25 protein-coding genes are annotated in these 23342 nt (G+C 68.8%); 11 read left to right on the forward strand and 14 right to left on the reverse strand.

Annotated elements, in window-relative coordinates; translation table 11 throughout:
* Window positions 1-76: 76 nt before the first annotated feature.
* A complete protein-coding gene (locus tag MKK68_RS20800) occupies window positions 77-328 on the reverse strand; it encodes a hypothetical protein (RefSeq protein ID WP_147728750.1) in 252 nt (83 codons plus the stop codon).
* Window positions 329-503: 175 nt separating this feature from the next.
* Between MKK68_RS20800 and MKK68_RS20805 the strand changes: the two genes are divergently transcribed.
* From MKK68_RS20805 to MKK68_RS20825, 5 genes are all read left to right on the forward strand, one after another.
* Window positions 504-1235 (forward strand): LuxR family transcriptional regulator, encoded by a 732-nt coding sequence (locus MKK68_RS20805; protein ID WP_147728749.1) that lies wholly within the window; start codon window positions 504-506, stop codon window positions 1233-1235.
* A gap of 199 nt (window positions 1236-1434) precedes the next feature.
* Window positions 1435-2067, forward strand: coding sequence for an acyl-homoserine-lactone synthase (locus tag MKK68_RS20810; RefSeq protein ID WP_147841676.1), 633 nt, complete (start codon window positions 1435-1437; stop codon window positions 2065-2067).
* Between the two features lie 61 nt (window positions 2068-2128).
* Window positions 2129-2323 carry a hypothetical protein gene (locus MKK68_RS20815; RefSeq protein ID WP_147728747.1) on the forward strand — a complete coding sequence of 65 codons (195 nt, stop codon included), beginning with the start codon at window positions 2129-2131 and terminating at the stop codon, window positions 2321-2323.
* 199 nt (window positions 2324-2522) lie between these two features.
* The gene (locus MKK68_RS20820; protein WP_147728746.1) at window positions 2523-2735 is read left to right on the forward strand and encodes a hypothetical protein; all 213 of its coding nucleotides are present in this window, start codon (window positions 2523-2525) and stop codon (window positions 2733-2735) included.
* Between the two features lie 52 nt (window positions 2736-2787).
* Window positions 2788-3282, forward strand: coding sequence for a DUF6894 family protein (locus MKK68_RS20825; RefSeq protein ID WP_243933125.1), 495 nt, complete (start codon window positions 2788-2790; stop codon window positions 3280-3282).
* Between the two features lie 12 nt (window positions 3283-3294).
* On the opposite strand, the gene MKK68_RS20830 is transcribed toward MKK68_RS20825, so the two are convergent.
* Genes MKK68_RS20830 through MKK68_RS20840 form a run of 3 tightly spaced genes read right to left on the reverse strand, consistent with a single transcriptional unit; the run spans window position 3295 to window position 10048 of the window.
* Window positions 3295-4203: a transglutaminase family protein gene (locus MKK68_RS20830; protein ID WP_243933126.1), complete on the reverse strand. Its 909-nt coding sequence runs from the start codon at window positions 4201-4203 to the stop codon at window positions 3295-3297.
* Entirely contained in the window at window positions 4200-6758 is a 2559-nt protein-coding gene (locus MKK68_RS20835) for a circularly permuted type 2 ATP-grasp protein (protein WP_243933127.1), read from the reverse strand. Before MKK68_RS20835 ends, MKK68_RS20830 begins: the two co-directional genes overlap by 4 nt.
* Complete coding sequence (locus MKK68_RS20840) at window positions 6755-10048, reverse strand: DUF2126 domain-containing protein (RefSeq protein WP_244032793.1); 3294 nt, start codon at window positions 10046-10048, stop codon at window positions 6755-6757. The genes MKK68_RS20835 and MKK68_RS20840 overlap by 4 nt, the downstream gene beginning before the upstream one ends.
* Before the next feature lie 279 nt (window positions 10049-10327).
* Between MKK68_RS20840 and MKK68_RS20845 the strand changes: the two genes are divergently transcribed.
* Window positions 10328-11515, forward strand: coding sequence for a putative zinc-binding metallopeptidase (locus MKK68_RS20845; protein ID WP_147843106.1), 1188 nt, complete (start codon window positions 10328-10330; stop codon window positions 11513-11515).
* Between the two features lie 15 nt (window positions 11516-11530).
* On the opposite strand, the gene MKK68_RS20850 is transcribed toward MKK68_RS20845, so the two are convergent.
* The 5 genes from MKK68_RS20850 to MKK68_RS20870 form a co-directional block, all read right to left on the reverse strand.
* Complete coding sequence (locus tag MKK68_RS20850) at window positions 11531-12142, reverse strand: pyridoxamine 5'-phosphate oxidase family protein (RefSeq protein WP_147726591.1); 612 nt, start codon at window positions 12140-12142, stop codon at window positions 11531-11533.
* A gap of 72 nt (window positions 12143-12214) precedes the next feature.
* On the reverse strand, window positions 12215-13933 hold the full coding sequence (locus tag MKK68_RS20855) for a lysine--tRNA ligase (protein WP_244032795.1): 1719 nt from the start codon (window positions 13931-13933) through the stop codon (window positions 12215-12217).
* A gap of 81 nt (window positions 13934-14014) precedes the next feature.
* Complete coding sequence (locus tag MKK68_RS20860; protein WP_243933134.1) at window positions 14015-14527, reverse strand: hypothetical protein; 513 nt, start codon at window positions 14525-14527, stop codon at window positions 14015-14017.
* Window positions 14524-14853 carry a nucleotidyltransferase domain-containing protein gene (locus tag MKK68_RS20865; protein ID WP_243935923.1) on the reverse strand — a complete coding sequence of 110 codons (330 nt, stop codon included), beginning with the start codon at window positions 14851-14853 and terminating at the stop codon, window positions 14524-14526. Before MKK68_RS20865 ends, MKK68_RS20860 begins: the two co-directional genes overlap by 4 nt.
* Window positions 14854-14977: 124 nt before the next feature.
* Window positions 14978-15823, reverse strand: coding sequence for a transporter substrate-binding domain-containing protein (locus MKK68_RS20870; RefSeq protein ID WP_147726597.1), 846 nt, complete (start codon window positions 15821-15823; stop codon window positions 14978-14980).
* Between the two features lie 169 nt (window positions 15824-15992).
* Between MKK68_RS20870 and MKK68_RS20875 the strand changes: the two genes are divergently transcribed.
* Window positions 15993-16829, forward strand: coding sequence for a hypothetical protein (locus tag MKK68_RS20875; protein WP_244032797.1), 837 nt, complete (start codon window positions 15993-15995; stop codon window positions 16827-16829).
* 198 nt (window positions 16830-17027) lie between these two features.
* Window positions 17028-17810 (forward strand): hypothetical protein, encoded by a 783-nt coding sequence (locus tag MKK68_RS20880; RefSeq protein WP_244032798.1) that lies wholly within the window; start codon window positions 17028-17030, stop codon window positions 17808-17810.
* 400 nt (window positions 17811-18210) lie between these two features.
* Here the strand turns inward: MKK68_RS20880 and MKK68_RS20885 are convergent, their stop codons facing one another.
* Window positions 18211-18468: a helix-turn-helix domain-containing protein gene (locus MKK68_RS20885; RefSeq protein ID WP_244032799.1), complete on the reverse strand. Its 258-nt coding sequence runs from the start codon at window positions 18466-18468 to the stop codon at window positions 18211-18213.
* Window positions 18469-18580: 112 nt separating this feature from the next.
* On the opposite strand from MKK68_RS20885, the gene MKK68_RS20890 reads away from it, so the two are divergent.
* On the forward strand, window positions 18581-19552 hold the full coding sequence (locus MKK68_RS20890; RefSeq protein WP_244032800.1) for an IS1595 family transposase: 972 nt from the start codon (window positions 18581-18583) through the stop codon (window positions 19550-19552).
* Between the two features lies 1 nt (window position 19553).
* Window positions 19554-19988: a hypothetical protein gene (locus MKK68_RS20895; protein WP_244032802.1), complete on the forward strand. Its 435-nt coding sequence runs from the start codon at window positions 19554-19556 to the stop codon at window positions 19986-19988.
* Here the strand turns inward: MKK68_RS20895 and MKK68_RS20900 are convergent.
* Genes MKK68_RS20900 through MKK68_RS20910 form a run of 3 tightly spaced genes read right to left on the reverse strand, consistent with a single transcriptional unit; the run spans window position 19985 to window position 21430 of the window.
* Entirely contained in the window at window positions 19985-20437 is a 453-nt protein-coding gene (locus MKK68_RS20900) for a DUF6941 family protein (RefSeq protein ID WP_244032805.1), read from the reverse strand. The genes MKK68_RS20895 and MKK68_RS20900 overlap by 4 nt on opposite strands.
* Window positions 20434-20862 carry a helix-turn-helix domain-containing protein gene (locus MKK68_RS20905; protein ID WP_244032806.1) on the reverse strand — a complete coding sequence of 143 codons (429 nt, stop codon included), beginning with the start codon at window positions 20860-20862 and terminating at the stop codon, window positions 20434-20436. Before MKK68_RS20905 ends, MKK68_RS20900 begins: the two co-directional genes overlap by 4 nt.
* Window positions 20855-21430, reverse strand: coding sequence for a hypothetical protein (locus tag MKK68_RS20910; RefSeq protein WP_244032807.1), 576 nt, complete (start codon window positions 21428-21430; stop codon window positions 20855-20857). Before MKK68_RS20910 ends, MKK68_RS20905 begins: the two co-directional genes overlap by 8 nt.
* Window positions 21431-21614: 184 nt before the next feature.
* Here MKK68_RS20910 and MKK68_RS20915 point away from each other — a divergent pair, with 184 nt between their 5' ends.
* Entirely contained in the window at window positions 21615-22619 is a 1005-nt protein-coding gene (locus MKK68_RS20915; protein WP_409567288.1) for a glycosyltransferase family 2 protein, read from the forward strand.
* Between the two features lie 16 nt (window positions 22620-22635).
* On the opposite strand, the gene MKK68_RS20920 is transcribed toward MKK68_RS20915, so the two are convergent.
* Window positions 22636-23217, reverse strand: coding sequence for an SCO family protein (locus MKK68_RS20920; protein WP_147728976.1), 582 nt, complete (start codon window positions 23215-23217; stop codon window positions 22636-22638).
* Window positions 23218-23342: the final 125 nt, after the last annotated feature.

Here is a 23342-nt window from a genome sequence, read left to right on the forward strand (position 1 = left end):
GTCCAGAGATCATCCGGGCGCGCCGGAGGGCAATCGGGCGCGAGGACGCGGGGTCCGCCGCGCCGCCCTGCGGCTCTCAGGAGTCGCGGCGCGTATCGTCCTTCGCCTCGAGGTCCTTGAGCATGGCGATCACCGAGCGCCGAAGGTCCGGATCGCCGATCGATTGGAACAGGCGCAGCAACTCGGCGGGGTCCGCGTCGGAGCCCGGCGCGCCGGAACGCGGCGAGAGGAAGAACGCCGTGTCGACACGAAGGAGCTCCGCGATCTTCCCCAGCAGGATCCGCGCCCGTTCGGATCGGTCCGATCCGTTGTTCCGGCCGTCGTCCACGTCGGACTCCTCACGTCATGCGTCTCGTTATACAACCTAGAATAAACTTTCAATCCCCTATAAACAGGGCAGGATGGTGTCTGTCCAGCCGCATGGTGGGATGGCGACCCAGTTCGCGTACGGAAGACGACGGCCGGCTCCGTCGGACGGCTCCTGCGAAACGGCTGCGCAACACATGATCACGAAGGCGATCGACGTCACCTACGGCCTGTTCCAGGCGTTCGACCGGGCCGGCTCCGTCGGCGATCTGAATCGCACGCTGCTGTCCGCCGTGTCCAAGCTCGGCGTGGAGAGCACGTTCGCCGGCATCATCCCGATGCCCGGCACCAGCCGGCGCGACCAGGCGGCCCACGTCCTGCTCGACAGCACGCCGGCCGGCTGGACCGACCGCTACTTCAAGGCCGGCCACCTGTTCCGCGACCCGACCATCCAGCGCCTGACCACGGACCTGACCGCGTTCCGGTGGTCCGACATCGAGCCGGAATACCGCGCCGACGCGGCCGCCCGGCGGGTGATGGAGGAGGCCGGCGACTTCCGCCTGCGCCAGGGCTTCACCGTGCCGCTGATCACCCTCGACGGGCGCGTCGCGGGGTTCAGCTTCGGGGCCGAGCGGTTCGATCCCTCGCCGGAGCTGCGCGGCATGCTGCAGCTCGTGGCGAGCTACGCCTTCGGCCGCTCGATCGTGCTGAGCGAAGGGCCGCCGCGGCCGGAGGTCCGGCTGACGCCGCGCGAGCGCGAGGCCCTGCAATGGGCCGCCGACGGCAAGACCGAGTGGGAGATCGGCGAGCTGATGTCGATCTCCGAGCACGGCGCCGAGAAGCACCTGCGCTCGATCCGGACCAAGCTCGGGACCGCGAGCCGGACGCACGCCGTCGCGGAAGGATTCCGGCGCGGGTTCCTCAAGTAGGCGCCGCGCGCCTCCGACCTCGAAGACCGCTTCGTCGAAAGCATGCTTCGTCCGGCGTGCGCGCGCGCGCGGGGATGCTCGCGCGGATTGACCGGATCCAGTCAAGTTCCGCAGGTTCGCAGTCGAGAATGGTACGCGAACGCGTACTTTCGGACGAATACTTAGAGACGATACTGCCGGCCATCCAATGGAGGCCGCTTTGATCCATATCGTCACGCCCGAGAACATCGATCGTTACCGCGATGCCATGGAGCAGGCCTATCGCCTGCGTCATCAAGTCTTCGTCGAGGAGAAGGGCTGGCACGACCTCGCCAAGCCCGACGGACGCGAGATCGACCAGTTCGACGACGGCCACGCCGTCCACATGCTCGCGATGCAGGGCGACCGCGTCGTCGGCTACCAGCGCATGCTGCCGACCACCCGCCCCTACCTGCTCACCGAAGTCCTGCCGGAGCTCTGCGAGGTCCCCGCGCCCCGGAGCGCGCGGGTTTGGGAGTGGACCCGCTACGCCGTGCAGCGCGACGTGCGCGACCGCGGCCGCATCCTGAGCCCGGTCGGAAGCGCGCTCCTGGCCGGCATCGTCGAGTGGGGTCTCGAGAGCGGGATCGAGTCGATCGTCATCGAGATGAACCCGCTCTGGCTGCTGCGCCTCGTGCAGCTGCATTTCCGGGTGACCCCCCTCGGCCTGCCCTGCCGGATCGCCGGCGAGGACACCCTCGCCGTGGTCGCGGCCTTCGACGTGCGCACGCTCCGGCGCCTGCGCGAGACCCGCAACGACGCCGCCTCCGTGCTGACCGCGCGCCCCGCCCTGCCGCAGCGCCTGGCGAGCTGACCCCATCCGTTCCGGCGCGATGCCGCCGGACCCCGATCGACGCCAACCCGCGAACGAACCGATGACACGACAGACCCTTCCCGCTTCCACCGAACCCGACAACCCGATGGAGCGCCTCGCCGAGATCTGCATCGAGGCGCACGGCCTGATCGAGGAGGCCGGCACGCCGGAGATGAAGGCGACCCTCGAGGCTCTCCTCGTCCGGGTCGGCTTCGGCCTCGCCGAGCGCCTCGACCCGCAGCACCGCACGGCCTGACCGGCCGGCGAACGGAATCCACGCCGGCCGCGCCCGCTGCCGACCCGAACGGGTCGGCGGCGCGGCGCGGCCGGTCGTGCGCGCTGTCGCCGGCCGACTTGTCCACCGCTCATCCAACGACCCGCCGGGATGGGAAACCGATCGGTAAGGGACGCCGCGCCACGGTGTCCCGCGACTAGCATTCGGGATCCGAAAGCCGATGATGACCAAGGACCAGCTCGCGACCGAGCTGAAGCGCATCGCGACGACGCAGATCAGCGACATCACGCGCGCGGTGAAGGAGGGCCAGAAGTCCATCGCCCTCAACGAGGTGCGGGACATGGCCCATCGCCTCGAGCGCCTGGCCGACGCCTTCCACCCGCGGCTCGCCGCGCCCGTGGACGCCGTCGACCCCGGCGCCCAGGCCGCTTGACGCCGTCGCACGGGCCCGCCGGCCCACCCAACCAGGAACGGGGCGTTCGATCATGATCCACGCGTTCTTCAACATCCGCCTCGACGACGCCTACCTGCCGGAGCGCACCGGGCAGCTCGTCCGGGACGCCGGCGAGGCGCGCGCGGTGGCGCGCACCATCATCCGCCGCCTCGTCGTCCAGCACGGCGGCGAGCCGCGCCTGCTGAACGCGGTGATGGCGGTCACCGACGCGGACGGCGCGTCCATCCTCGACCTGTCGTTCTTCGAGGCGCTCTACGTGCCCGTGGCGGCGCCCGAGCGGGCGGGGCCCGCGCGCCCACGCGCCGACCTGCGCCGCGCGGCGGGCCGGATGCCCGACGCCGTCTCCGGCAAGGCGGCCGCGGCAGTCGCGGGCATCGCCGCTCGGATGCGGGCCCTGTCGACGCATCCGCGGATCGGCGCCGCGGCCCTGCGGCTGCGCGCGCATCTCGCGGCGATGGCCGACCTGCTGTCGTTCCGGCGCGACCCGCGGCAACGCTTCACCCTGCAGCTCGATCCGGGCCGCTGATCGCGACCGCGCTCAGCCGACGAGGGCCAGCGCCCCGATCTCGTCCTGCTCATCCTGCGGGATGACGTCGACCTCGACCTTGAGCTTCTGCTTGCCCGAGCCGCTGACGATGCCGTCGACGGGCGAGACGTCGCCGTAGTCGCGTCCGCGGGCGACGACGATGTGGTCGTCGCGAACCCCGATGCCGTTGGTCGGGTCGAGGCCGAGCCAGCCGTCGCCGCACCAGACCGCGACCCAGGCGTGGCTCGCATCCGCGCCGCGAAGCCGCGGCCGCCCGGCCGGCGGGATCGTGCGGAGATACCCGCTGACATAGGCCGCGGGCAGCCCGATGCCGCGAAGCCCGGCGATCATCACGTGGGCGAAATCCTGGCAGACGCCGGCGCGCAGGGCGAAGGCCTCGGCCAACGGCGTGTGCACGTCGGTGGCCTTCGCGTCGAAGCGGAAGTCGGCGCGGATGCGTGCCATCAGGTCGAAGGCGGCGCCGTAGGCGCTGCGCCCGGGCGAGAAGCTCGCCCGCGCGTAGTCGGTCACCGCCGGCAGCAGCGGCACCCGGGCGCTCGGGAACAGGAAGTGGACCGGCGCGTCGGCCCCGAGATCGCGGGACGCGATCGCCGCCATCCGCGCCGCCTCCCAGCTGCGGCCGGATTCGGGCGCCGGCAGCGGCCCGCGCTCGACCCGCACCTTCGACAGCGCCTCGACCCGGAACCGGGTGTGCGGCGCGTCCAGGGTGATGCCGACGGTCTCGATGCCGAAATAGTCGCGCCGGATCACCGCGGTCGCCGGGCTCGGGTCGATCGTCACCGCGCTCTCGAGCACGCTCTGGCCCTCGCCGTCGGCGGGCTTCAGGCGCAGGGAGCAGCGCGCGAAGCCGACCGGCTTCGCATAGGTGTAGGTGGTGACGTGGCGCAGCGTGTAGATCACGCTAGGCCCGCCAGCTTCTCGGGCCGCAGGGCGTGCGGCCCGTTCGGGAAGTAGCGGCCGGCGATGGTGTCGGCGAGCCGCTCCAGGTCGTCCTCGATCCGCGCCAGGCCGACGCCGTCGAAGTCGGCGGCCTCGCCGCTGCGCAGGGTCGCCACGATCCGCGCGGCCAGCCGGCAATGCGGCTCGGGGATGCCGTCGGCCGAGAGCGCCGGCAGCTCGGCCAGGTGCCGGCCGATCGCCTCCGCCTGGAACGCGACGGAGCGCGGGTTGTAGGGGTCGAGGAGCACCATGTCGCGCACGGGGTCGAGGGCCACGCCCTGCATGTAGCGCGCGCCGTAGGTGACCTGCGAATCGGCGAGCGAGAGCAGGACGCCGAGGCAGTCGGCCCCGGCCTCGTCGTGGCCGAAGGCCAGCGTGAAGGCGCAGGTGTTGATCGCCCGCTCGATCCGCCGTCCGAGATCGACGAAGTGCCAGCCGGCGGCGCGGTTCATGTTCTCGTGCGTCAGGCCCGAGAGCGCCGCGATGTGGCTCAGCGCCCGCTCGGCCCGGCCGAGCAGCTGCGACTCGGTGAACGCCCGGGCGGTGTCCAGCGAGAGCAGGTCGATCAGGTCGGCGAGCACCCGCCAAGCCTCGCCCGAGAGCCGGGCGCGCAGGGTCGCCGCGTTGGTGCGGGCCGAGATCACGTGGGCGCGGGCGGAGCCGTGGACCTCGCGCCCGACCAGGGCCTCCTGCGCCAGTGCCGCCGTCGGCATGTCGGCGGAGCTGGCCGCCCCCCATTCCTCCAAGAGCGCGCGGATGCGGAGCGCGGTCGGCGCCGCGGTGTCGCCGGAGATGTCGGTGACGACGGCGTCGCCGACGCTGCGCAGGTGCGCCAGCACGAGGCGGATCACCGCCTCGGCCCGCTCGACGTAGCGGCCGAACCAGAACAGGCCGTCGGCCGCCCGCGAGGGCAGGTGCCCGGAGATGCGCCGGACCCGCGGCGTGGCCTGCTGCCCGAGATGGCGCGTGTCGACCGGGTTCTCCGAGAGGATCCAGACGTCGGCCGAGCGGATGCCGAGGCGCATCTCGATCGGGTCGACGTTCTCGCGCTCCGAGACCCGGCAGAAGCCGCCGGGCATCACCCGCCAGCCGTCGGGGGTGCGGGCGGCGAACACGCGCAGCGCGAAGGGGCGGGGGACGAGGTGCAGGCCCCGGTCGGTCCGCTCCCAGGCCGGCATGGTCGAGAGCGGCCCGAGGTCCTGGCCGACGAAGTCGAACGGCCGGTCGTGGAAGGCCGCGATCACCCGCTCGCGCTCGGCGGCGAGCGCTTGCGGCCCGAGGATCGCGTCGCGCCCCGCCCCGCGCTGCGGGGTGGCGGCCGGGCGCAGCGTCATCGCGTCGAGGTTGTCCCGAACGTGGGCGAGACCGGCCGGATCGCCGCACCACCACGCCGGCGGGCTCTTCAGCCTGAGGCCCTCGCCGAGGATGCGCTGCGCGATCCCTTCGAGATACGGGCTGAGGGCCGCCGACTCGACCACGCCGGAGCCCGGCATGTTGGCCATCACCAGGCTGCCGTTGCGCAAGGCCTCGATCACGCCGGGGATGCCGAGCCGCGAGGCCGGGTTGAGCTCCAGCGGATCGAGGAAGTCGCCGTCGATCCGGCGCCAGACCGCGTCGGCCCGCTTCAGGCCGGAGACGGTGCGCACGTGCAGGCACCCGTCCTGCATGACGAGGTCGTCGCCCTCGACCAGCATCAGCCCGAGATAGCGCGCGAGCGCCGCCTGCTCGACGTAGGTGCTGCTGTAGGGCCCCGAGGTCAGCAGGCAAATGCGCGGGTCCGAGCGCGCGGACCCGGCCGCCAGGCCTTCGCGGAACGCCTGGAAGAAGGCCGGGAAGCGCTCGACCTGCAGGCTCTCGAGCACGTCCGGGAAGGTGCGGCCGAGCACCATCCGGTTCTCCAGGGCGTAGCCGAGGCCGGAGGGCGCCTGCGTCCGGTCGGCCAGCACACGCCAGGCCCCGTCCGGCCCGCGGCCGATATCGGCGGCGTAGAGCTTGAGCCAGCGCCCGCCGGGAGGCGCGACCCCGTGCAGCGGGCGCAGGAACTCGGGACTGCCGGCGACCACGGCGGCCGGCAGGAGGCCGTCGGCGACGAGGCGGCCCGGCCCGTAGACGTCGGCGAGGACCGCCTCCATCAGCTCGGCCCGCTGGATCAGCCCGGCGCTCAAGGCGCGCCACTCGGCCGCCTCGATCACCAGCGGCAGCGAGCCCAACGGCCAGGCATGCTCGCGCTGGTCGCCGTAGATGCGGAACGAGATGCCGGTGTCGCGGATGTGACGCTCCGCCGAGACGAAGCGCGCCATGATCTCGGGCTCGCTCAGCCGCGCGAGCCGCTCGAGCAGCCGGGGCCACGCGCCGCGCGCGCGGCCGTCCGCGTCGAGATATTCGTCCGGCCGGCCGGGTTCGGGCCGATAGCCGTCGGCCCAGCGCGCGAGCCGGTCCGGCTCGTCCGCGGCGTCCGCGTCGGCCGGTGCGTGCCGTCCTGCCGTGACCTGTGCCGCCGCCAGCGTCGGGCTCATGTCGGCTTCGGCGTGCGCAGGTCGAGCGTGAGCGGGAATTCGGGGTTGGTCTCGGGCGCCGGCATCGCGATCTTGCCCGGCGTATGGCCGTGGGCCTGGAAGCGGGCGAGGCGCCGCCCCTCCGCCTCGTAGGTGTTGACGGGATGTGTCTCGTAGTTGCGGCCGCCGGGGTGGGCGACGTGATAGCGGCAGCCGCCGAGCGCGCGCCCGCTCCAGCTGTCGAGGATGTCGAAGGTCAGCGGCGAGTGCGCGGGGATCGTCGGGTGCAGCGACGAGGCCGGCTGCCAGGCCTTGAACCGCAGGCCCGCGACCGCTTCGCCGCCGGTGCCGGTGCCGGTCATCGGCAGGCGCCGGCCGTTGCAGGCGATGACGTGGCGGCCGGGCACGAAGCCCTCGACCTTGACCTGCAGCCGCTCGACCGAGCTGTCGACGAAGCGGACGGTGCCGGCACTGGTCCCCTCCTCGCCCATCACGTGCCACGGTTCCAGCGCCTGACGCAGCTCGAGCTTCACGCCGCCGTGCTCGACCCGGCCGAAGACAGGGAAGCGGAACGCGGCCTGCGCCTCGAAGGCCGTGGGGTCGAAGTCGTAGCCCGCGGCCCGCAGATCCTCCAGCACGTCGAGGAAGTCGGCCCAGAGGAAATGCGGGAGCATGAAGCGATCGTGCAGGCCCGTGCCCCAGCGGACACAGCCGCCGACCTGCGGCTCGCGCCACAGCCACGCCACCAGCGCCCGCAGCAGCAATTGCTGCGCGAGGCTCATGCGCGGGTCCGGCGGCATCTCGAAGGCGCGGAACTCGAGCAGCCCGAGCCGCCCGGTCGGCCCGTCGGGCGAGTACAGCTTGTCGATGCAGATCTCGGACCGGTGGGTGTTGCCGGTGACGTCCACGAGGATGTTGCGGAACACCCGGTCGACGAGCCAGCGCGGGATGTTGGGCTCGTCCGGGCCCGGCACCTGCGCCAGGGCGATCTCCAGCTCGTAGAGGCCGTCGTGGCGGGCCTCGTCCATGCGCGGGGCCTGGCTCGTCGGGCCGATGTAGAGGCCGGAGAACAGGTACGAGAGCGCCGGGTGGCGCTGCCAGTACAGCACCAGGCTCTTCAGGAGGTCGGGCCGGCGCAGGAACGGCGAGTCGTCGGGCGTGGCGCCGCCCATCACCACGTGGTTGCCGCCGCCCGTCCCGGTGTGGCGCCCGTCCACCATGAACTTCTCGGCGCCCAGCCGGGTCTGGCGGGCGTCGGCGTAGAGGTCGGTGGTGATCGCCACCGCGTCGCGCCAGGAGGTCGCCGGGTGGACGTTGATCTCGATCACGCCCGGGTCGGGGGTGACCTTGATCACGTTGAGGCGCGGGTCGAAGGGCGGCTCGTAGCCCTCGACGTGGATCGCGAGCCCGAGCCCCGACGCGGCTTCCTCCAGGACGCCGATCAGCTCGAGGTACTCGTCGGCGCGCTGGGTCGGCGGCATGAACACCCGCAGCGTCCCGTCGCGCGGCTCGATGGCGAGCGCGGTGCGCACCGCGACGCCGGTGATGCCGCCGCCGTTGACCGTTCGCTTGCCGGTCCCTTCGCCGGTTCCTTCGTGGGCATGCCCCTCGGGCAGGGGCTCGCGCGGCTCCAGCGGGTCCTGCGGCTGGTAGTAGGGGTAATGCTCCGGCGGCACGTACGGGAGCGAGCCGAGCGGCAGGCGGAAGCCCAGCGGCGAGTCGCCGGGCACCAGGAACGCGTGGCCGCGGCGGAAATCCCAGGCCTCGGAGATCCAGACCCGGTCGGAATCGCCGTCCTTGCCGGTGGGCAGGCTCGCGAGCGGCAGCACGAAGCCGGCCGGGTTGCCGAGGCCCCGCTCGTAGACGCGGTGGATGCGCGAATCGAACTCCACCGAGCCGCTCTTGGCCTCCTGCGTCGTCACGTTGACGGGCAGCTCCGCGCGCTTCTCCTCCCACTGCGCCGGGTCCTCGTAGGCCGGCATCACGTAGTCCTGCAGCCCGAAATGCCCGGCGACCGCATCGATCAGGCGACGCGCGGCGTCGGCGTCGGCCGTCTTCGGGCCGTCCTCCCGCGCGATCAGGTCGGCGTCGCGCCAGATCGGGCGGCCGTCGCGGCGCCAGTACAGGGCGAAGGCCCAGCGCGGCAGGCTCTCGCCCGGATACCACTTGCCCTGGCCGTAATGCAGCATGCCGCCCGGCGCGAAGCGGTCGCGCAGGCGGCGGATCAGCTTGTCGGCCAGCCCCCGCTTCGACGGGCCGACGGCGGCGATGTTCCATTCCGGCGCCTCGAAGTCGTCGATCGAGACGAAGGTCGGCTCGCCGCCCATGGTCAGGCGCACGTCCTGGGCGACGAGGTCGGCGTCGACCCGGTCGCCGAGGGCGTCCATGGCCGCCCAGACCGCGTCCGAGAACGGTTTGGTGATGCGCGGGCTCTCCTCCACGCGCGCCACGGTCATCTCGAAGCCGAACTCGACCTTGGCCGGCTCGGCGAGCCCCGAGATCGGCGCGGCCGAATGGTAGTGCGGGGTGGCGGCCAGCGGGATGTGCCCCTCCCCGCAGAGCAGGCCGGAGGTGGCGTCGAGCCCGATCCAGCCGGCGCCGGGCAGGTAGACCTCGGCCCAGGCGTGCAGGTCGGTGAAGTCGGTCTTGGTGCCCTCGGGGCCGTCGACCGCGGTGGTGTCGGGCACGAGCTGGATCAGGTAGCCCGAGACGAAGCGGGCGGCGAAGCCGATGCGGCGCAGCACCTGGACGAGGAGCCAGGCCGAATCGCGGCAGGAGCCGCTCTTCAGGGTCAGGGTCTCGGCCGGCGTCTGGACGCCCGGCTCCATCCGGACGCCGTAGGCGACCTCGCGGCTGATCTGCGCGTTCAGCGCCACCAGGAACAGCACGGTGTTCGGCTCGGACGGCAGGCGCGCCAGGAAGCCGTCGATCTCAGGCCCCTGGGCGTCGTCGAGGACGCGGTAGGGCGCCAGCTCGGCGACGAGGTCGGGAGCGTAGGCGAACGGGCGGGCCTGCGCGTAGTCCTCGACGAAGAAGTCGAACGGGTTGATCACCGACATGTCGGCGGTGAGGTCGACCTCGATCTTCAGCTCGCTGGTCTTCTCCGGGAAGACCAGCCGGGCGAGCCAGTTCCCGTTCGGGTCCTGCTGCCAGTTCACGAAGTGGTTCTCCGGGGTCACCTTGAGGGTGTAGGAGGGGATCTTCGTGCGCGCATGCGGCGCCGGCCGCAGGCGAATCACCTGCGGCCCGAGCGCGATCGGCCGGTCGTAGGTGTAGTGCGTGACGTGGTGCAGGGCGGCTTTGATCGACACGGGCACTCTCGTCTGGGCGAAGCAGGTGGCGTCCGGATCGAATCCGGCGGTGCCCTCGTCTGCGCCTTATGCGGCAAAGGGGAGGGCGCAAGCAATTTCCATGCGGCGTCCGGCTCCGGGCGGCGCGCCGCGTCCTCCCCGTGCCGCGCCCCCCGGGAACTTTGCCGGGCAAGCCCGTTTGATGCGGCGAGGACGGTCCGCCCGGCGGCGGCCGCCGACGACTGCCGACGACGCCTTCGACGACAGGGTGCTTGCCCGCCTCGGGCGCCGGGACCCGCCATGAAGATCTTCCAGTGCCAAGCCTGCGACCAGCCGCTCACCTTCGAGAGCACGGCCTGCGACAGCTGCCAGCGGCGCCTCGGCTACGTCTGCGAGGTGCATGAGATCTCCGCGCTCGAGCCGTCGGTCCGCTCGGCCCATCCGGGCTCGGCCGATGCGCAGACCTTCCACGCCTACGCGCGGCCCGGCCAGCGCTACCGCTTCTGCGCCAACGCCCGGCACGCGGCCTGCAACTGGCTCGTGCCGGACGACGCGCCCGAGACGTTCTGCGTCACCTGCCGCCACAACCGCGTCGTCCCCGACCTGACGCTCGCCTGGAACCTGACCCGCTGGCGCCAGGTCGAGGCGGCCAAGCACCGGCTGTTCTACTCGCTGCTGCGCCTCGACCTGCCGCTGGCCACCCGTGCGCAATACACCGACGGGCTCGCCTTCGACTTCCTGGTCGACCCGTCCGAGAGCTTCCTGATCGGGCCGCCGGTGCTCACGGGCCACCTCAACGGCCTGATCAGCATGAACATCGCCGAGGCCGACGACGTCGAGCGCGAGCGGCGCCGGATCCGCTTCGGCGAGCATTACCGCACCCTGCTCGGGCATTTCCGCCACGAGATCGGGCATTACTTCTGGTACCTGCTGGTCCAGAACAGCCCGCACCTGTGGACGTTCCGCGATCTGTTCGGCGACGAGAGCCTGAACTACGTCGGCGCCCTGCAGAACCACTACGCCCACGGCGCGCCGGGCGATTGGGAGGAATCCTTCGTCTCGGCCTATGCCACCAGCCACCCGTGGGAGGATTTCGCCGAGACCTGGGCGCATTACCTGCACATCGTCGACACGGTGGAGACCGCCTCGACCTTCGCGCTCCAATTGCGGCCGCAGCTGCGCCGGGGCGGCAGCGAGCCGGTGGTGATCGACTTCGATCCGTATCGCACGCCCGACCTCGACAAGCTGATCGCGGCGTGGCTGCCGCTCACCTATGCGGTGAACTCGCTGTCCCGCAGCATGGGGCAGCCCGACCTCTACCCGTTCCGCCTGACGCCCGCGGTGATCGCCAAGCTCGCCTTCGTGCACGAGCGCATCTACGCGGTGCGCGGCGACATGAGCGCCAAGGCCGGCGCGGAGGCGGGCGCCGACATCCTGCGCGCGGTGATCGCGGGGTTGCGCCAGAAGGTGGCGGTGCCGAACGCGTGAGCGCGCCCGGCCGCCCTACCAGAGGGTGGCGGCCGCGCGTGCCGGCCAGGCCTCGTCGTAGGGGCGGCCGCCGACCTCGCCCGCGCTCAGTGCGGCCAGGATCGTCCCCGGGCTCGGCAGCGTCCCCGCCTCGACGTGGCGGGCGGGATCCCACAGCTGCGCGCGGACGACGGCGCGGGCGCACTGGAAGTAGGCCTGCTCGACGGTGACCACGAGGGCGGTGCGCGGCGCCTGCCCGTCGACGGCGAAGCTTTCCAGAAGGGCCGGATCGGCCGAGACGACGGCCCGCCCGTTCACGCGGAAGGTCGTCCCCGAGCCGGGGATCAGGAACAGCAGGGCGACGCGCGGATCGCGCACGACGTTGCGCAGGCTGTCGATCCGGTTGTTGCCGCGGCGGTCGGGCAGCACCAGGGTGTGCGGGTCGACGACCCGGACGAAGCCCGGACCGTCGCCCCGCGGGCTGCAATCCAGCCCCTCCGGGCCGGCGGTGGCGAGGATCGCGAAGGGCGAGGCCGCGATCAGCGCGGCGTAGTGCGCGGTGATCCGCTCGCTCTCCTTCACCACGGAGGCCGGGGCGAGGTGGTCGCCGTAGATGGCCTCGAGCCCGGCGAGGTCCCGTACGATCATGCCCCTGCCCCCGAGCGCCCGATCCGATGGTGGTGCGTCACGCGCGGTGCGTGACGATCCCGCGAACGCCCGTCAGGCGGATTTCGCTGCGCGGCTCGCCGTGAACGCCGCGTGCTCGGCCAGCAGCTCGCCCGACAGCGCCTTGGCGATCAGCGCGCGGGTCTCCGCCACGCCGTAGAGCGCCACGAACGAGCCGAAGCGCGGGCCGCGGGCCTCGCCGAACAGCACGTTGTAGATCGTCGTGAACCACGCCTGCGACACGCCGGGCCGTCCGTCCGGGCTCTTGCCCTTGCCCGACAGGTCCGGGAAGTGCCGCCGCCCGACCTCGTAGACCACCGCCTGCAAGCCCTCCGGGTCGGTCGAGCCGTCGTGCTCGGAGAGCGACGCGGAGAGGTCGTCGAGGGCCGCGCGCTCCTCCGGGCTCGGCGCCCGGTAGCTCTTGGCCGGGCGCACGAAGTCGCGGAAGTAGGCCAGCGCGTGGCCGACGAGCCGGTCGAGGCCGGGATGGGTCTCGGGGCCGACGTCGGCGGCGTAGCGCCGGATGAAGCCCCAGAGCACGCCCGGCTCCTCGGCGTTGGCCACCGCCACGAGGTTGAGCAGCATCGCGAAGCTCACGCTGCCCTTGGACCCCCCTTGCGCGCCCTCCCCGATCCGCTCCGGCGCGGGCGGGTTGCCGGCATGGATGTGCCAGACGGGGTTGCCCAGGCGCAGCTTGGCGTCCTGCGCGGCGTAGCGCTCGGAGAAGCTCAGCACCTCGTCGACGTGCCGCGGGATCACGTCGAAGAACAGCCGCTTGGCCTCGCGCGGCTTGTTGTACATGAACAGGCTCAGGCTCTCCGGCGTGCCGTAGGCGAGCCAGTCGTCGATGGTCAGCCCGTTGCCCTTCGACTTGGAGATCTTCTGGCCCTTCTCGTCGAGGAACAGCTCGTAGTTGAAGCCTTCCGGCGGCTCGCCCCCGAGCGCGTGGGCGATCTGCCCGGAGAGCTTCACCGAATCGATCAGGTCCTTGCCGGCCATCTCGTAGTCGATGCCCAGCGCCACCCAGCGCATCGCCCAGTCGGGCTTCCACTGCAGCTTGGCGTGGCCGCCGGTGATCGGGGTCTCGTAGGCCTCGCCGGTCTTCGGGTCGCGCCAGGCGAGCGTTCCCCGGTCCGCGTGCACCGCGTCGACCACCACCTGCATCACCTCCCCGGTCACCGGGTGCAGCGGCAGGAACGGGGAATACGAGGCCGAGCGCTCGGCGCGCAGCGACGGCAGCATGATCGCCATCACCGCGTCGTAGCGCTCCGCGACCCGCATCAGGGCCGCGTCGAACACGCCGGAGCGGTAGCAGTCGGTGGCCGAGCGGAACTCGTAGTCGAAGCCGAAGGCGTCGAGGAAGCGGCGCAGCTCCGCGTTGTTGTGCGCGCCGAAGCTGTCATGCGTGCCGAACGGATCGGGCACCCGGGTCAGCGGCTGGTTGAGGTGCTGGGCCAGCATCGCGCGCTCGGGCACGTTGTCGGGCACCTTGCGCAGGCCGTCCATGTCGTCGGAGAACGCGATCAGCCGCGTCGGCACGGCGTCCTTCGTCAGCACCCGGAAGGCGTGGCGCACCATCGAGGTCCGCGCCACCTCGCCGAAGGTGCCGATATGCGGCAGCCCCGACGGCCCGTAGCCGGTCTCGAACAGCACCTCCGGCTTCGGCCGGCGCTCCAGCCGGGCCACGAGCTTGCGCGCCTCCTCGAACGGCCAGGCGGCGGCGGTGGCGGCGGCCTCGATCAGGTCGGGGTCGAGGTGGAGGGGCGCGGACATGGGCTGGGACGCTGGACTGTGACACGGGATCTTCGCGGGTGCGGCACCCTAATGAGGTTTGCCGCGATGCGAAATCGACTTTTACGGCCGCTCGGCTGGGTCGTCGGCCCCCGATCCCGTCGGCCGGTTCTCCAACGTCCTGACGGCCTCGACGAGTTTCGGGAAGGTCGCTTGCATCAGCGCCCGGTTCTGCTCCGTCCGGCCGGCGTCGTGGTCGAACCCGTGATTGTGCCGCACGCGGTGCCGAAAGCCCTTCAGCTCCATCAGCGAAACGTAGAGCTCGTCGTCGAGCACGGCCGGACGCAGGCCCGGTATCTGCGCCCGCATCTGATCGAGCAGGTCCTGGTGCGAGGTGTCGCCGGTCGGTGCGGCCCCGTCGACGTCCTTGGCGATGCCGAGCAGCACGTCCTCGATGCCGTTGTCAGCGTTGTGAAGGGCGGCCGCGATCGCCGTGAGCCGCCCCCACGTCGTCCGCTGCTCCGGCGGGAGGGCGTCGTATCCGGCGAGGAACGCGTCGAGGTTCGCCAGCTCGCGGCCCGCGCGGTCGAGCTTCGGACCAGGCTTGGCGAAGGCGGGCAGTCGCGACGCGATCACGGGACCGCCTTCTCGAATGCCTCCCGCTGCGACGGCGTGAGATCGCAGGCATCGATCAGGTCGTAGGGGATGCCGGTGCCGCGCATCACCGCAGCCACCGCCCGCTCGACGGCGGCGCGTTCGGCCGGATCGATCGGCCCGCGCACCAGGAGGTCGATGTCGGAATGCAGCCGGAAACGCCCGGTCGCCAGCGAGCCGATGAGGCTGATCGCGCGACCCTGCGCCTCGACGTCGGACACGATCCGTGCCGCGAGGCCTCGCGCCGTCCGGTGACGGTCCGCGACGCGGGCGGCGAGGATGCGCTCGAACGGGCTCGGAGCCGTCATGGCCGCCTCACGCCGTTTGCGGGCTCGCCCCTTCGCAGGACCGCCCCTTCGCAGGACCGCGCCGAGGATACCCGCAGGAACGCCTGCGGAAAAGGAGACGCGTCGGTCCCGGACGCAATGCGGATCAGAACGGGCTGACGGGGAAGAACCGCAGGTACAGCTCGGTGTACTTCCCGTCGTCCCACACCCGCTGCAGCGCGTCGTCCAGCGCGCGCGACAGGGCCGCGTCCTCGGGCCGGGTGATCAGGCCGATGCCCTCGCCGAAGTAGCGGTTCTCGAGGTAGTCGCCGCCGACGAGCGCGCAGCAATTGCCCGCCTCCAGGCCGCCGACCCAGAGGGCGAGGCCGAGCCCGTCGGCGAAGACGTAGTCGGCCTCGCCGCGCTTCACCGCGCCTTCCGCCGCGGCGAGGTCGGAAAACGGCTTCGCCTCGGCCTTGGGAAAGAACGCCTGGAGGTAGGCGGCGTGGGCGCTGCCGCCGACCACCGCCACCGACTTGCCCGCCAGCGCGCTCGCCGAGGGAGCCGGCAGGCCGCGGTCGACGCGGGCGGCGAAGCGCGCCGGCCACCGGAAATACGGGCGCGTCGCGGAGAACGTCGCCCGCAGCGTCGGCGTCAGCGGGATCGCGGCGGCGACGACGTCGCCCTGCTTGTCCGTCAGGCCGTCGAGGAGGGTGTCGAAGCGCCGGGCCTGCACGGTGCAGGTGATCGACAGCTTCTCGCAGACGGCGCGGGCCAGCTCCACCACGAAGCCCGTCGGGTTTCCGTCGGGGCCTGCGAAGTGCAGCGGCGGGAACTCGTCGTCGGTCAGGAAGCGCACGGCCCGGCCGGTCTGCGGCGCCTCGACCCGCTCGCCGCGGCTGCGCGGGTTCCAGAAGTTGGGCACCGTCACGGCGGCGGGCGCGGGGCTGCCGGCGGCGGGCTGGCCGGCACGCACCTGACCGGCACGATCCTGGGCGCCCGCCTGCGGCATCGTCGCGACGCAGAGGCCGACGGCTAAGAGAATAGTCTTGATCGAGGACATCGTGCTTGCGCCGGGGCCGGGCGCACCTATGATCGCGGGGCGCCGACGGCGCGATGGGGAGGGGGTCCGGCTCACGCCCCCGCCTTAGCACGTCCCGGAGCCGACGGCAGCCGGCCCCGTGTCGTTCCTCCGTTTCCTGGGCCCGCCCCTCGGCGCACCGGGCCTGCCGCCGGAGATCGCGTTCCTGGCGGCCGAAGGCGTCGACGCGGCCTTGCTCCGCCGGGCCGCGGCGCTGGCCGAGGCGAGCGGCACCGATGCGGCGACCGCGCTGCTGCGGGCCGGGCTGATGGACGAGGAGCCGTATTACCGGGCGCTCGCCCGCGCGCTCGACGCGGCCTACCTCGACGGGCCGATCCCGCTCGGCATGGGCGCGCGCTTTCCCGACAGCCTCTCGCTCGGCATGGCGCCGCTGGTCCTCGGGGCCCCCGCCCCGGCGGTGCTGGCGCCGCGCGGGCGGCAGATCGCCGAGCTGCTCGCCGGGCGCAGCCCGCGCGGGCGGATGCCGGCGGTGACGAGCCCGACCCGCCTGCGCGCGGCCCTGTTCGCGGCGATCCCCGAGGCCATCGCCGGCTACGCGGTCGACGACCTCGAGGCGAAGGCGCCGGACTGGGCCTTCGGCAGCCGTCCCCTGGGGCCGGCCCTGGCGCTGGTCGCGCTCGTGGCGTGCGCCGGCATCGTGGTGTTCGAGGCCCTGCCCCCGTTCCTCGCGATGATCCTGGTCGTGGCGGCGCAGACGCTGTTCCTGGTGATGGCGATCTTCCGCGTCGGCGCCGTGTTCGTCGGCGTCCCGACCGTCCCGCCGCCGATCGCCTCGCCCCTGAGCGACCGCGACCTGCCGACCTACACCGTCCTCGTGGCGCTCTATCGCGAGGCCCGCGTGGTGCCGCGGCTCGTCTCGGCGCTGGCCCGGCTCGACTATCCGGTATTATGCAGCAACCTCACCCAAAAGCGTTGATGTGGGCAGGCCGCCAAGCCATTCATCCCTCTCGGCTGGCCGATGAGAATGCCCGGCACCTCCTAAGGTTCTAAGCGTCAACTCGTCAAAGGGTCGAGACTCCTACCCTTCCACCCCTCAACTCATCTCTCTCTCATGGGAGGGTGGCTTGCAATTTTTTGAGGAGCCGGGCATGCTCTTCGGACTGGAGAATGGTGCGTGGCCGAATCATCCCCTTGGAGCTTCAGCTTGACCCGCGAGGACATCCTCGCGCGAAGGTTGAAGCGTGAGGAGATCGTTGCCGAAGTAGAAGCGCTTCAACAGAAGCTGGCTGACGAAGATCGTTGGTACGAGGCTGTACGCCTGATTGCTCCACGTAGCCTCATACAAGGCATAGAGGAAGCAATTGAGGGCGCTCGAGAGGGTCCGGAGCGAGCTTCTATATGGCGTGACGTGATCAGTGATGCGTTCAAAGCTGTTACCGCAGGATTGCAGCCCCGAGATATCGTTCAATATATTCGGGAAGCTGGCCCGGTGGAAGCAAAGGATCGGCTAATTCGCAATCCAAACGGAATATACAACGCACTTAGCCGGATGGTACAAGATAATAGGCTAGTAAAACACGGCGACAAATTTTACCTTCCTGAGGTTTTCAAGCACCTTTCCGAGAAAGGAGAGATAGATGAGGACGCAGAAGGTCATCCCACTAGCGGAGTAACCGCCGTAATCCTTAGCTATTTCGATGATAGTTCGCGGATGCTCCCGCGCGATGTCATGTCTCGACTTCGCCAACATGAGGAGTACGCGGCACGTCTCGATCGCAACCCGCAATATGGTTATAGCGCGATCAATCGCCTAATCCGCCAACAACGTTTGAAGAAGGACGGGGCGTTCTACGTCCTACCTTCGTACAAGAATGAGCCGCACGACGCGGGCGCGTCGCACGGCTCAGATGCCGAGCTAGAAGATCCTGAGGTCCGTAAAATGATCTACGGACACTAGCTCATCCATTCCACCCCGCGTCCTGACCGGCGCAAACGAAGGAGAATGCCATGGTCGGCCACCATGCCCTCAGAAGAGGGTAACGGCTCGGGCTGGTGCGCTAACACCGGCCCGAGCCAGAACCATCGTTTCCAGATACCATCCGGCTTGGACAGCGATCAAAAGCGACAGCGCTACACGCTGAGAGTCGCACTTTTGGTCGTCTCGTTCAAGCCGGTCCCTTGCAAATCGCCTGATGGCGTTAAGGACCAGCTATGCCCAACGAGTTCCCCTGCGAGCACCAGACTGCTTGCCACATCCTCCACGCCGTCCTTGTGATGGGATGGAGTCAGTCCCGAGCGGCTTTCTACTTCTGTGTGAACGGCGGCACGGTCTCTAAGATCGTGCGCGGCCTCTCACACTACGGCGCCGTCCCGGTGCCGTTCTTCTCGGGCGAAGGCTCGACGCCCTCGTAAGTGATCCCGGCCGGCTCATCCATAAAGGTGATGCCGGCCGACTCGAACACACGCCGCATCGCCATCAGGTTGTTGGCGATCGGCGAGCGTAACCCGTTCTCAAACGACCGGATCGTGCTCAAACCAATGCTGGCGCGCTTGGAGAGGTCGCCTTGCGACCAACCCAACCAGGCTCTTGCGGCGCGGCAGTGCTCAGGTGTCATCGTGCCTCAGAACTACCGCATGAGGTTTTTTGCGGCAAGCGGGTTAAAAGCGTTGACTGCACCGATTTGAGCTAATAGGGTTCACCTCAACGCAAAACGTTCAGGTGACGTCGTGGCCCAGCACTTCCTTCTCTCCAAAGCAGCCCGGTCCCTCTCCCTCGCCCAGGTCGCGCGTCTTTCGGACGATGCGGCGTGGGACGTGTTCAAGGCGATCCGCTGGGCCGACACCAAGGGCGCTCCGTTCTGCCCCCGCTGCGGCTGCCTGAAGCACTCCTTCATCGCGACCCGCAAGCTGTTCAAGTGCGGTGGTTGCCGCCATCAGTACAGCGTCACGAGCGGCACCATCTTCGCCAGCCGCAAGCTCCCGATCCGCGACCACCTGCTCGCCATCGCGATCTTCGCTAACGGCGCGAAGGGCCACAGCGCCCTGCAGCTTTCCCGCGACCTCGACGTTCAGTATCGCACCGCCTTCGTCATGGCTCACAAGCTGCGCGAGGCTGTGGCGGTTGAGGCGGCTGCGCACACCGCCTCCGGCACGGTGGAGGTCGATGGCGCCTATTTCGGCGGCCACGTCCGTCCCGAGAACATGAAGGCCGATCGCCGCGACCGTCGCCTTGCTGAGAACCAGACCGGCAAGCGCCGCGTCGTCATCGTCATCCGCGAGCGCGCCGGTAAGGCCGTCACCTTCGTGGTTCGCGCCGAGGCTGAGGCTGTCCCCACCATCGAGACCCGCGTCGCTCCTGGCTCCGTCATCCATGCTGACGAGGCGAAGGGCTGGGATCGGCTCCACAAGAGCTTCGCCACCCGCCGCATCAATCACCAGGAGGGCTACAGCTTTGACGACGCCTGCACCAATCAGGCCGAGTCGTTCTTCTCCCGCCTTCGCCGCGCTGAGATGGGTGTCCACCACCACGTCGCCGGTCCTTACCTCGGCGCCTACGCTGGCGAGATGGCTTGGCGTGAGAACCACCGCCGGGTGAGCAACGGCGAGCAGTACGCCCTCATCACCGGCGCTGCCCTCAACCACGCCCCGTCTCAGGTCTGGAAGGGCTACTGGCAGCGTCACACGGCGAAGGCCGCCTGAGATGGCAATCCCCCAGGTCGTCAACACCCTCACCGCCAAGCGCAACGAGATTGAAGCACACATCACGGAGCTACGGCGCCAACTCGCCGTGGCAGAGCGCGACCTATCGAGCATCACGGCAGTGCTGGCGCTCTACGACCTCTCACCGACCACTCAGACCCGCTTCCCTGCCTACGCCCATCTCAACCGCATGTTCGCCTATGGGGAGATGTTTGGGCTGTGCAAGGCAGCGCTCGCTGAAGCTGGTAAGCCACTGACCACACGCGAGATAGCGTTGGCTGTGATCCGCGCGAAACGGTGGGATGAGAGCGATCGGATGCTTCGGAAGGCCGTCGCATATCGACTCATCCAATCACTAGTTCGTGCCCAAGCCCACGGCCGGATTGAAGACGCCGGACGAGACAAAAACGTCCGCGTCTGGAAAATGAAAGATTAATCTATATCGTTCATTTCATGCGTGATGCTGATATTGCCAAGCTGCATTGGCAACTGACTTCCGATTGTCACTGGGAATGTACGAGTTTCAACGACATGCTTTCCCTGCATGACTACTAATTCGTGATCCCCGGCGCCTGTAAATTTCACGGGCGGTATTTGCCCCATAAAGACTATCCGCTCTCTCGCGTCTGGCTCAACGGCATTTTCATAATTTCCGTTGAAGGTAATGATATTGTGTTTATCTTTATCAAGAAGCTTAATTGAAAAACTGAATTTCTTATTCTTGGGCGAAATGAATATCGAGATGAAGTTTTGCGGCCAAACTGTTGGCTGACTTTCGAACCCTATCGTGCCGGGAAATATTCCAGCGAGCATCGCCCTACCTGTCACATCTTGAGTGGCATATTCACATATGCACATCATATCGACAGTGAATGCTCGGCTCATTTGGTGCCAACCTTTGCAAACGTGCTGAGGCTTTTGGCTCTAGTATTGCTAGTTCGTCCAATCAAATGAACGGTACCCTGATTAGTAACCTCAAAATCTGCATCCAAAAGTTTTTCGTGATCAAAATTAAAATTTGGTTTACGGTTTTTTATGTCTTTCCTATCCTCCGATAAAATGTAGACCTTTCGGTTCATTGCCTTCATCACCGTGAAAAGCGTTTTTAATGTAATATTTCTTTTTCTACCATTTAAAAGCTTAGACAGACTACCAGCGTCGATGCCCGATCTTTTTGAAATAATCGCCGGGCTTATACCTGCCTCATCAGCCTTTGAGGCCGCAAATTCAATGGCCTCTAGTGTCGTAAAATACGAGTCGGCTTCAATGTCAGCCTTTTCTCTTTCTGAGAATTCTATAACGTCAGCCATTGCGCCTACCTTTAGTGTTGCTTGTTAATTGAGCGCGCGTTCTATTTCTTAGTCTTGGGAGCATCCCGACAACTTGTTTTTCGGCATCACCCACCAGAGCTTTGTATCTTCCTGACCATTGCGTCAGAACCTTCGATTTTTCATTCGTCCATTTCTTTTTTGGCAATTCGGATCGTAAATACACATGGGTTCCTACGAAAACATTTTCGTGCGGGAAGCCCCCAAATATACGAGTTTTTGGCTCACGCTGAACTCGGATGGCCCAAATACCTTGATCTGGATCATCGAATTCATCTACATCAAGATTTTTTAGCTTAATTACATCATCAAAATTCTCTCCTACAATAAATCCTTTCAAGAACCGCCTCACTCCTGCAGCATACTTGACGTCACTCTTTTTCGAACCCTCAGGTGGGTTAAGCCAAGCATGAACATCAGGAGCTAGGTAGATCCGTCTCTGCGGAGACTCATCGTCATCAAGCTCGGCCTCCCACTTAATGAGTGCGCCACTTTGACACAGCACTTTCAAAACGGCGTCCGTTGACATATAAATCAACCTGTCTGCCACGACAATGCTCGAAGGCTGATCTTCTCATACAAGGAACCGTGATTTTTCGTCACCTGTGATAAAAACCTCCTACATCATCTCAACGCTTTTGGGTGAGGTTGCTGCATAATACCGCGACTATCCGGCGGCCAAGCTCGACCTGAAGTTCGTCGTCGAGGCCGACGATGCCGGCACGATCGCCGCGCTGGCGGAGGTCCCCCTGCCCGCCCGCTTCGAGGTGATCGCGGTGCCCGACGGCCGGCCGCGGACGAAGCCGCGGGCGCTCAACGTCGCCCTGCCGCTCGCCCGCGGCGAGCTGCTCGTGGTCTACGACGCCGAGGACGTGCCCGATCCCGGCCAGCTCCGGCTCGCCGCCGAGATCTTCGCGCGGGCGCCCGCCCGCACCGCCTGCCTCCAGGGCCGGCTGGTGATCGACAACGCGGAGGATTCCTGGATCGCCCGGTGCTTCGCCATCGAGTATGCGGGCCTGTTCGACGTGCTCAATCCGGCGCTGGCGCAGTGGCGCCTGCCGATGCCGCTCGGCGGGACCTCGATGCACGTGCGCACCGAGGTGCTGCGCAAGCTGCACGGCTGGGACGCGCGCAACGTCACGGAGGATGCCGATCTCGGGATGCGGCTGGCCTGCGCCGGCTACGAGGTCGGCGACCTGCCGAGCGCGACGATCGAGGAGGCGCCGAACAACCTGCCGGCCTGGCTGCACCAGCGCGTCCGCTGGATGAAGGGGTTCCTGCAGACCACCGTCACCTACGGCCGCCGCCCCGCCGAGACCTGCCGGCAGCTCGGGCGCCTCGACGCGCTCTGCGCCGTGACGCTGCTGCCCGGCGCCGTCGCCTCGGCCCTGGTCTATCCGATCTTCCTCGTCTGGGCGGGCGCCGACTTCCTGCTCCAGGAGATCCCGGCCGCGCCCGAGCCCTGGCCGAACCTGCCGCTCGCCGTCGCGATCACCCTGTTCCTGGCGGGATCCGCGGCCCTGGTCCTGCCGGCGGCGCTCGGCTGCATCCGCCGGGGCTGGTGGGACCTGCTGTGGTTCGTGCCCGGGATGCTGCTCTACTTCGCCCTGGTGAGCGTCGCCGCGTGGCTCGCGGTGATCGAGTTCGTCCGTGCGCCCTCGCGCTGGAACAAGACCGAGCACGGGCTGTCGCGCACCTCGCGCAGCGGCCTGCTGCGTCCGCGGCGCCCGGCGGCGTGAGGCCCGCGCCGGATGCTCAGATCCGCCGCGCGAGCTCCGCCGCGGTCTCGTCGGCCGGGCGCATCAGGTTGAGCGCGCCGAGGAAGCGGTTCCTGCCGTCCATCACGTAGACCAGCGCGGTGTGCTCCATCGTGTAGTCGCCGTCCTTGCCCGGCACTTTGCGGCTGTAGGCACGATAGGCCTTCACGGCCGCCGCCACCTGCGCCGGGCTGCCGGTGAGCCCGGCGATCCGCGGATCGAAGCTCGACAGGTAGGCCTTGAGGCTCGCCGGCGTGTCCCGCTCGGGATCGACGGTGATGAAGGCGACCTTCATCGCCTTGGCCTTCGGCCCCAACGCCGCCAGCACGTCCGAGATCTGCTGCAGCGTGGTCGGGCAGATGTCGGGGCAGTGGGTGAAGCCGAAGAACACGAGGTGCGTGGCGCCTGCGAAGTCGGCTTCGGTGACCGCCTTGCCGTCCTGGTCGATCAGCGCGAACGGCCCGCCGACGCTCGAGGCCGCCACCTCCGTCCGCTCCGGCATCAGCGTGAACACGGCCGCCGCCGTGAGCCCGACGAAACCGAGCACGAAGGCGATGATGGGCAGGAGGGCGCGGCGCATGGAGGTGACCTTCTCGCGACGGCGGCTGGAACAGCATGGGCGGCCGCGGGAGGCAAGGTCGGGGCACCTCGGAGGCCCCCGGCGCTTTGCCTCAGGCCCGCGTTCCGTCGTGCGCCTCCCTGGCC

This window comes from Methylobacterium sp. E-016, from assembly GCF_022829745.1.
GTDB lineage: Bacteria > Pseudomonadota > Alphaproteobacteria > Rhizobiales > Beijerinckiaceae > Methylobacterium.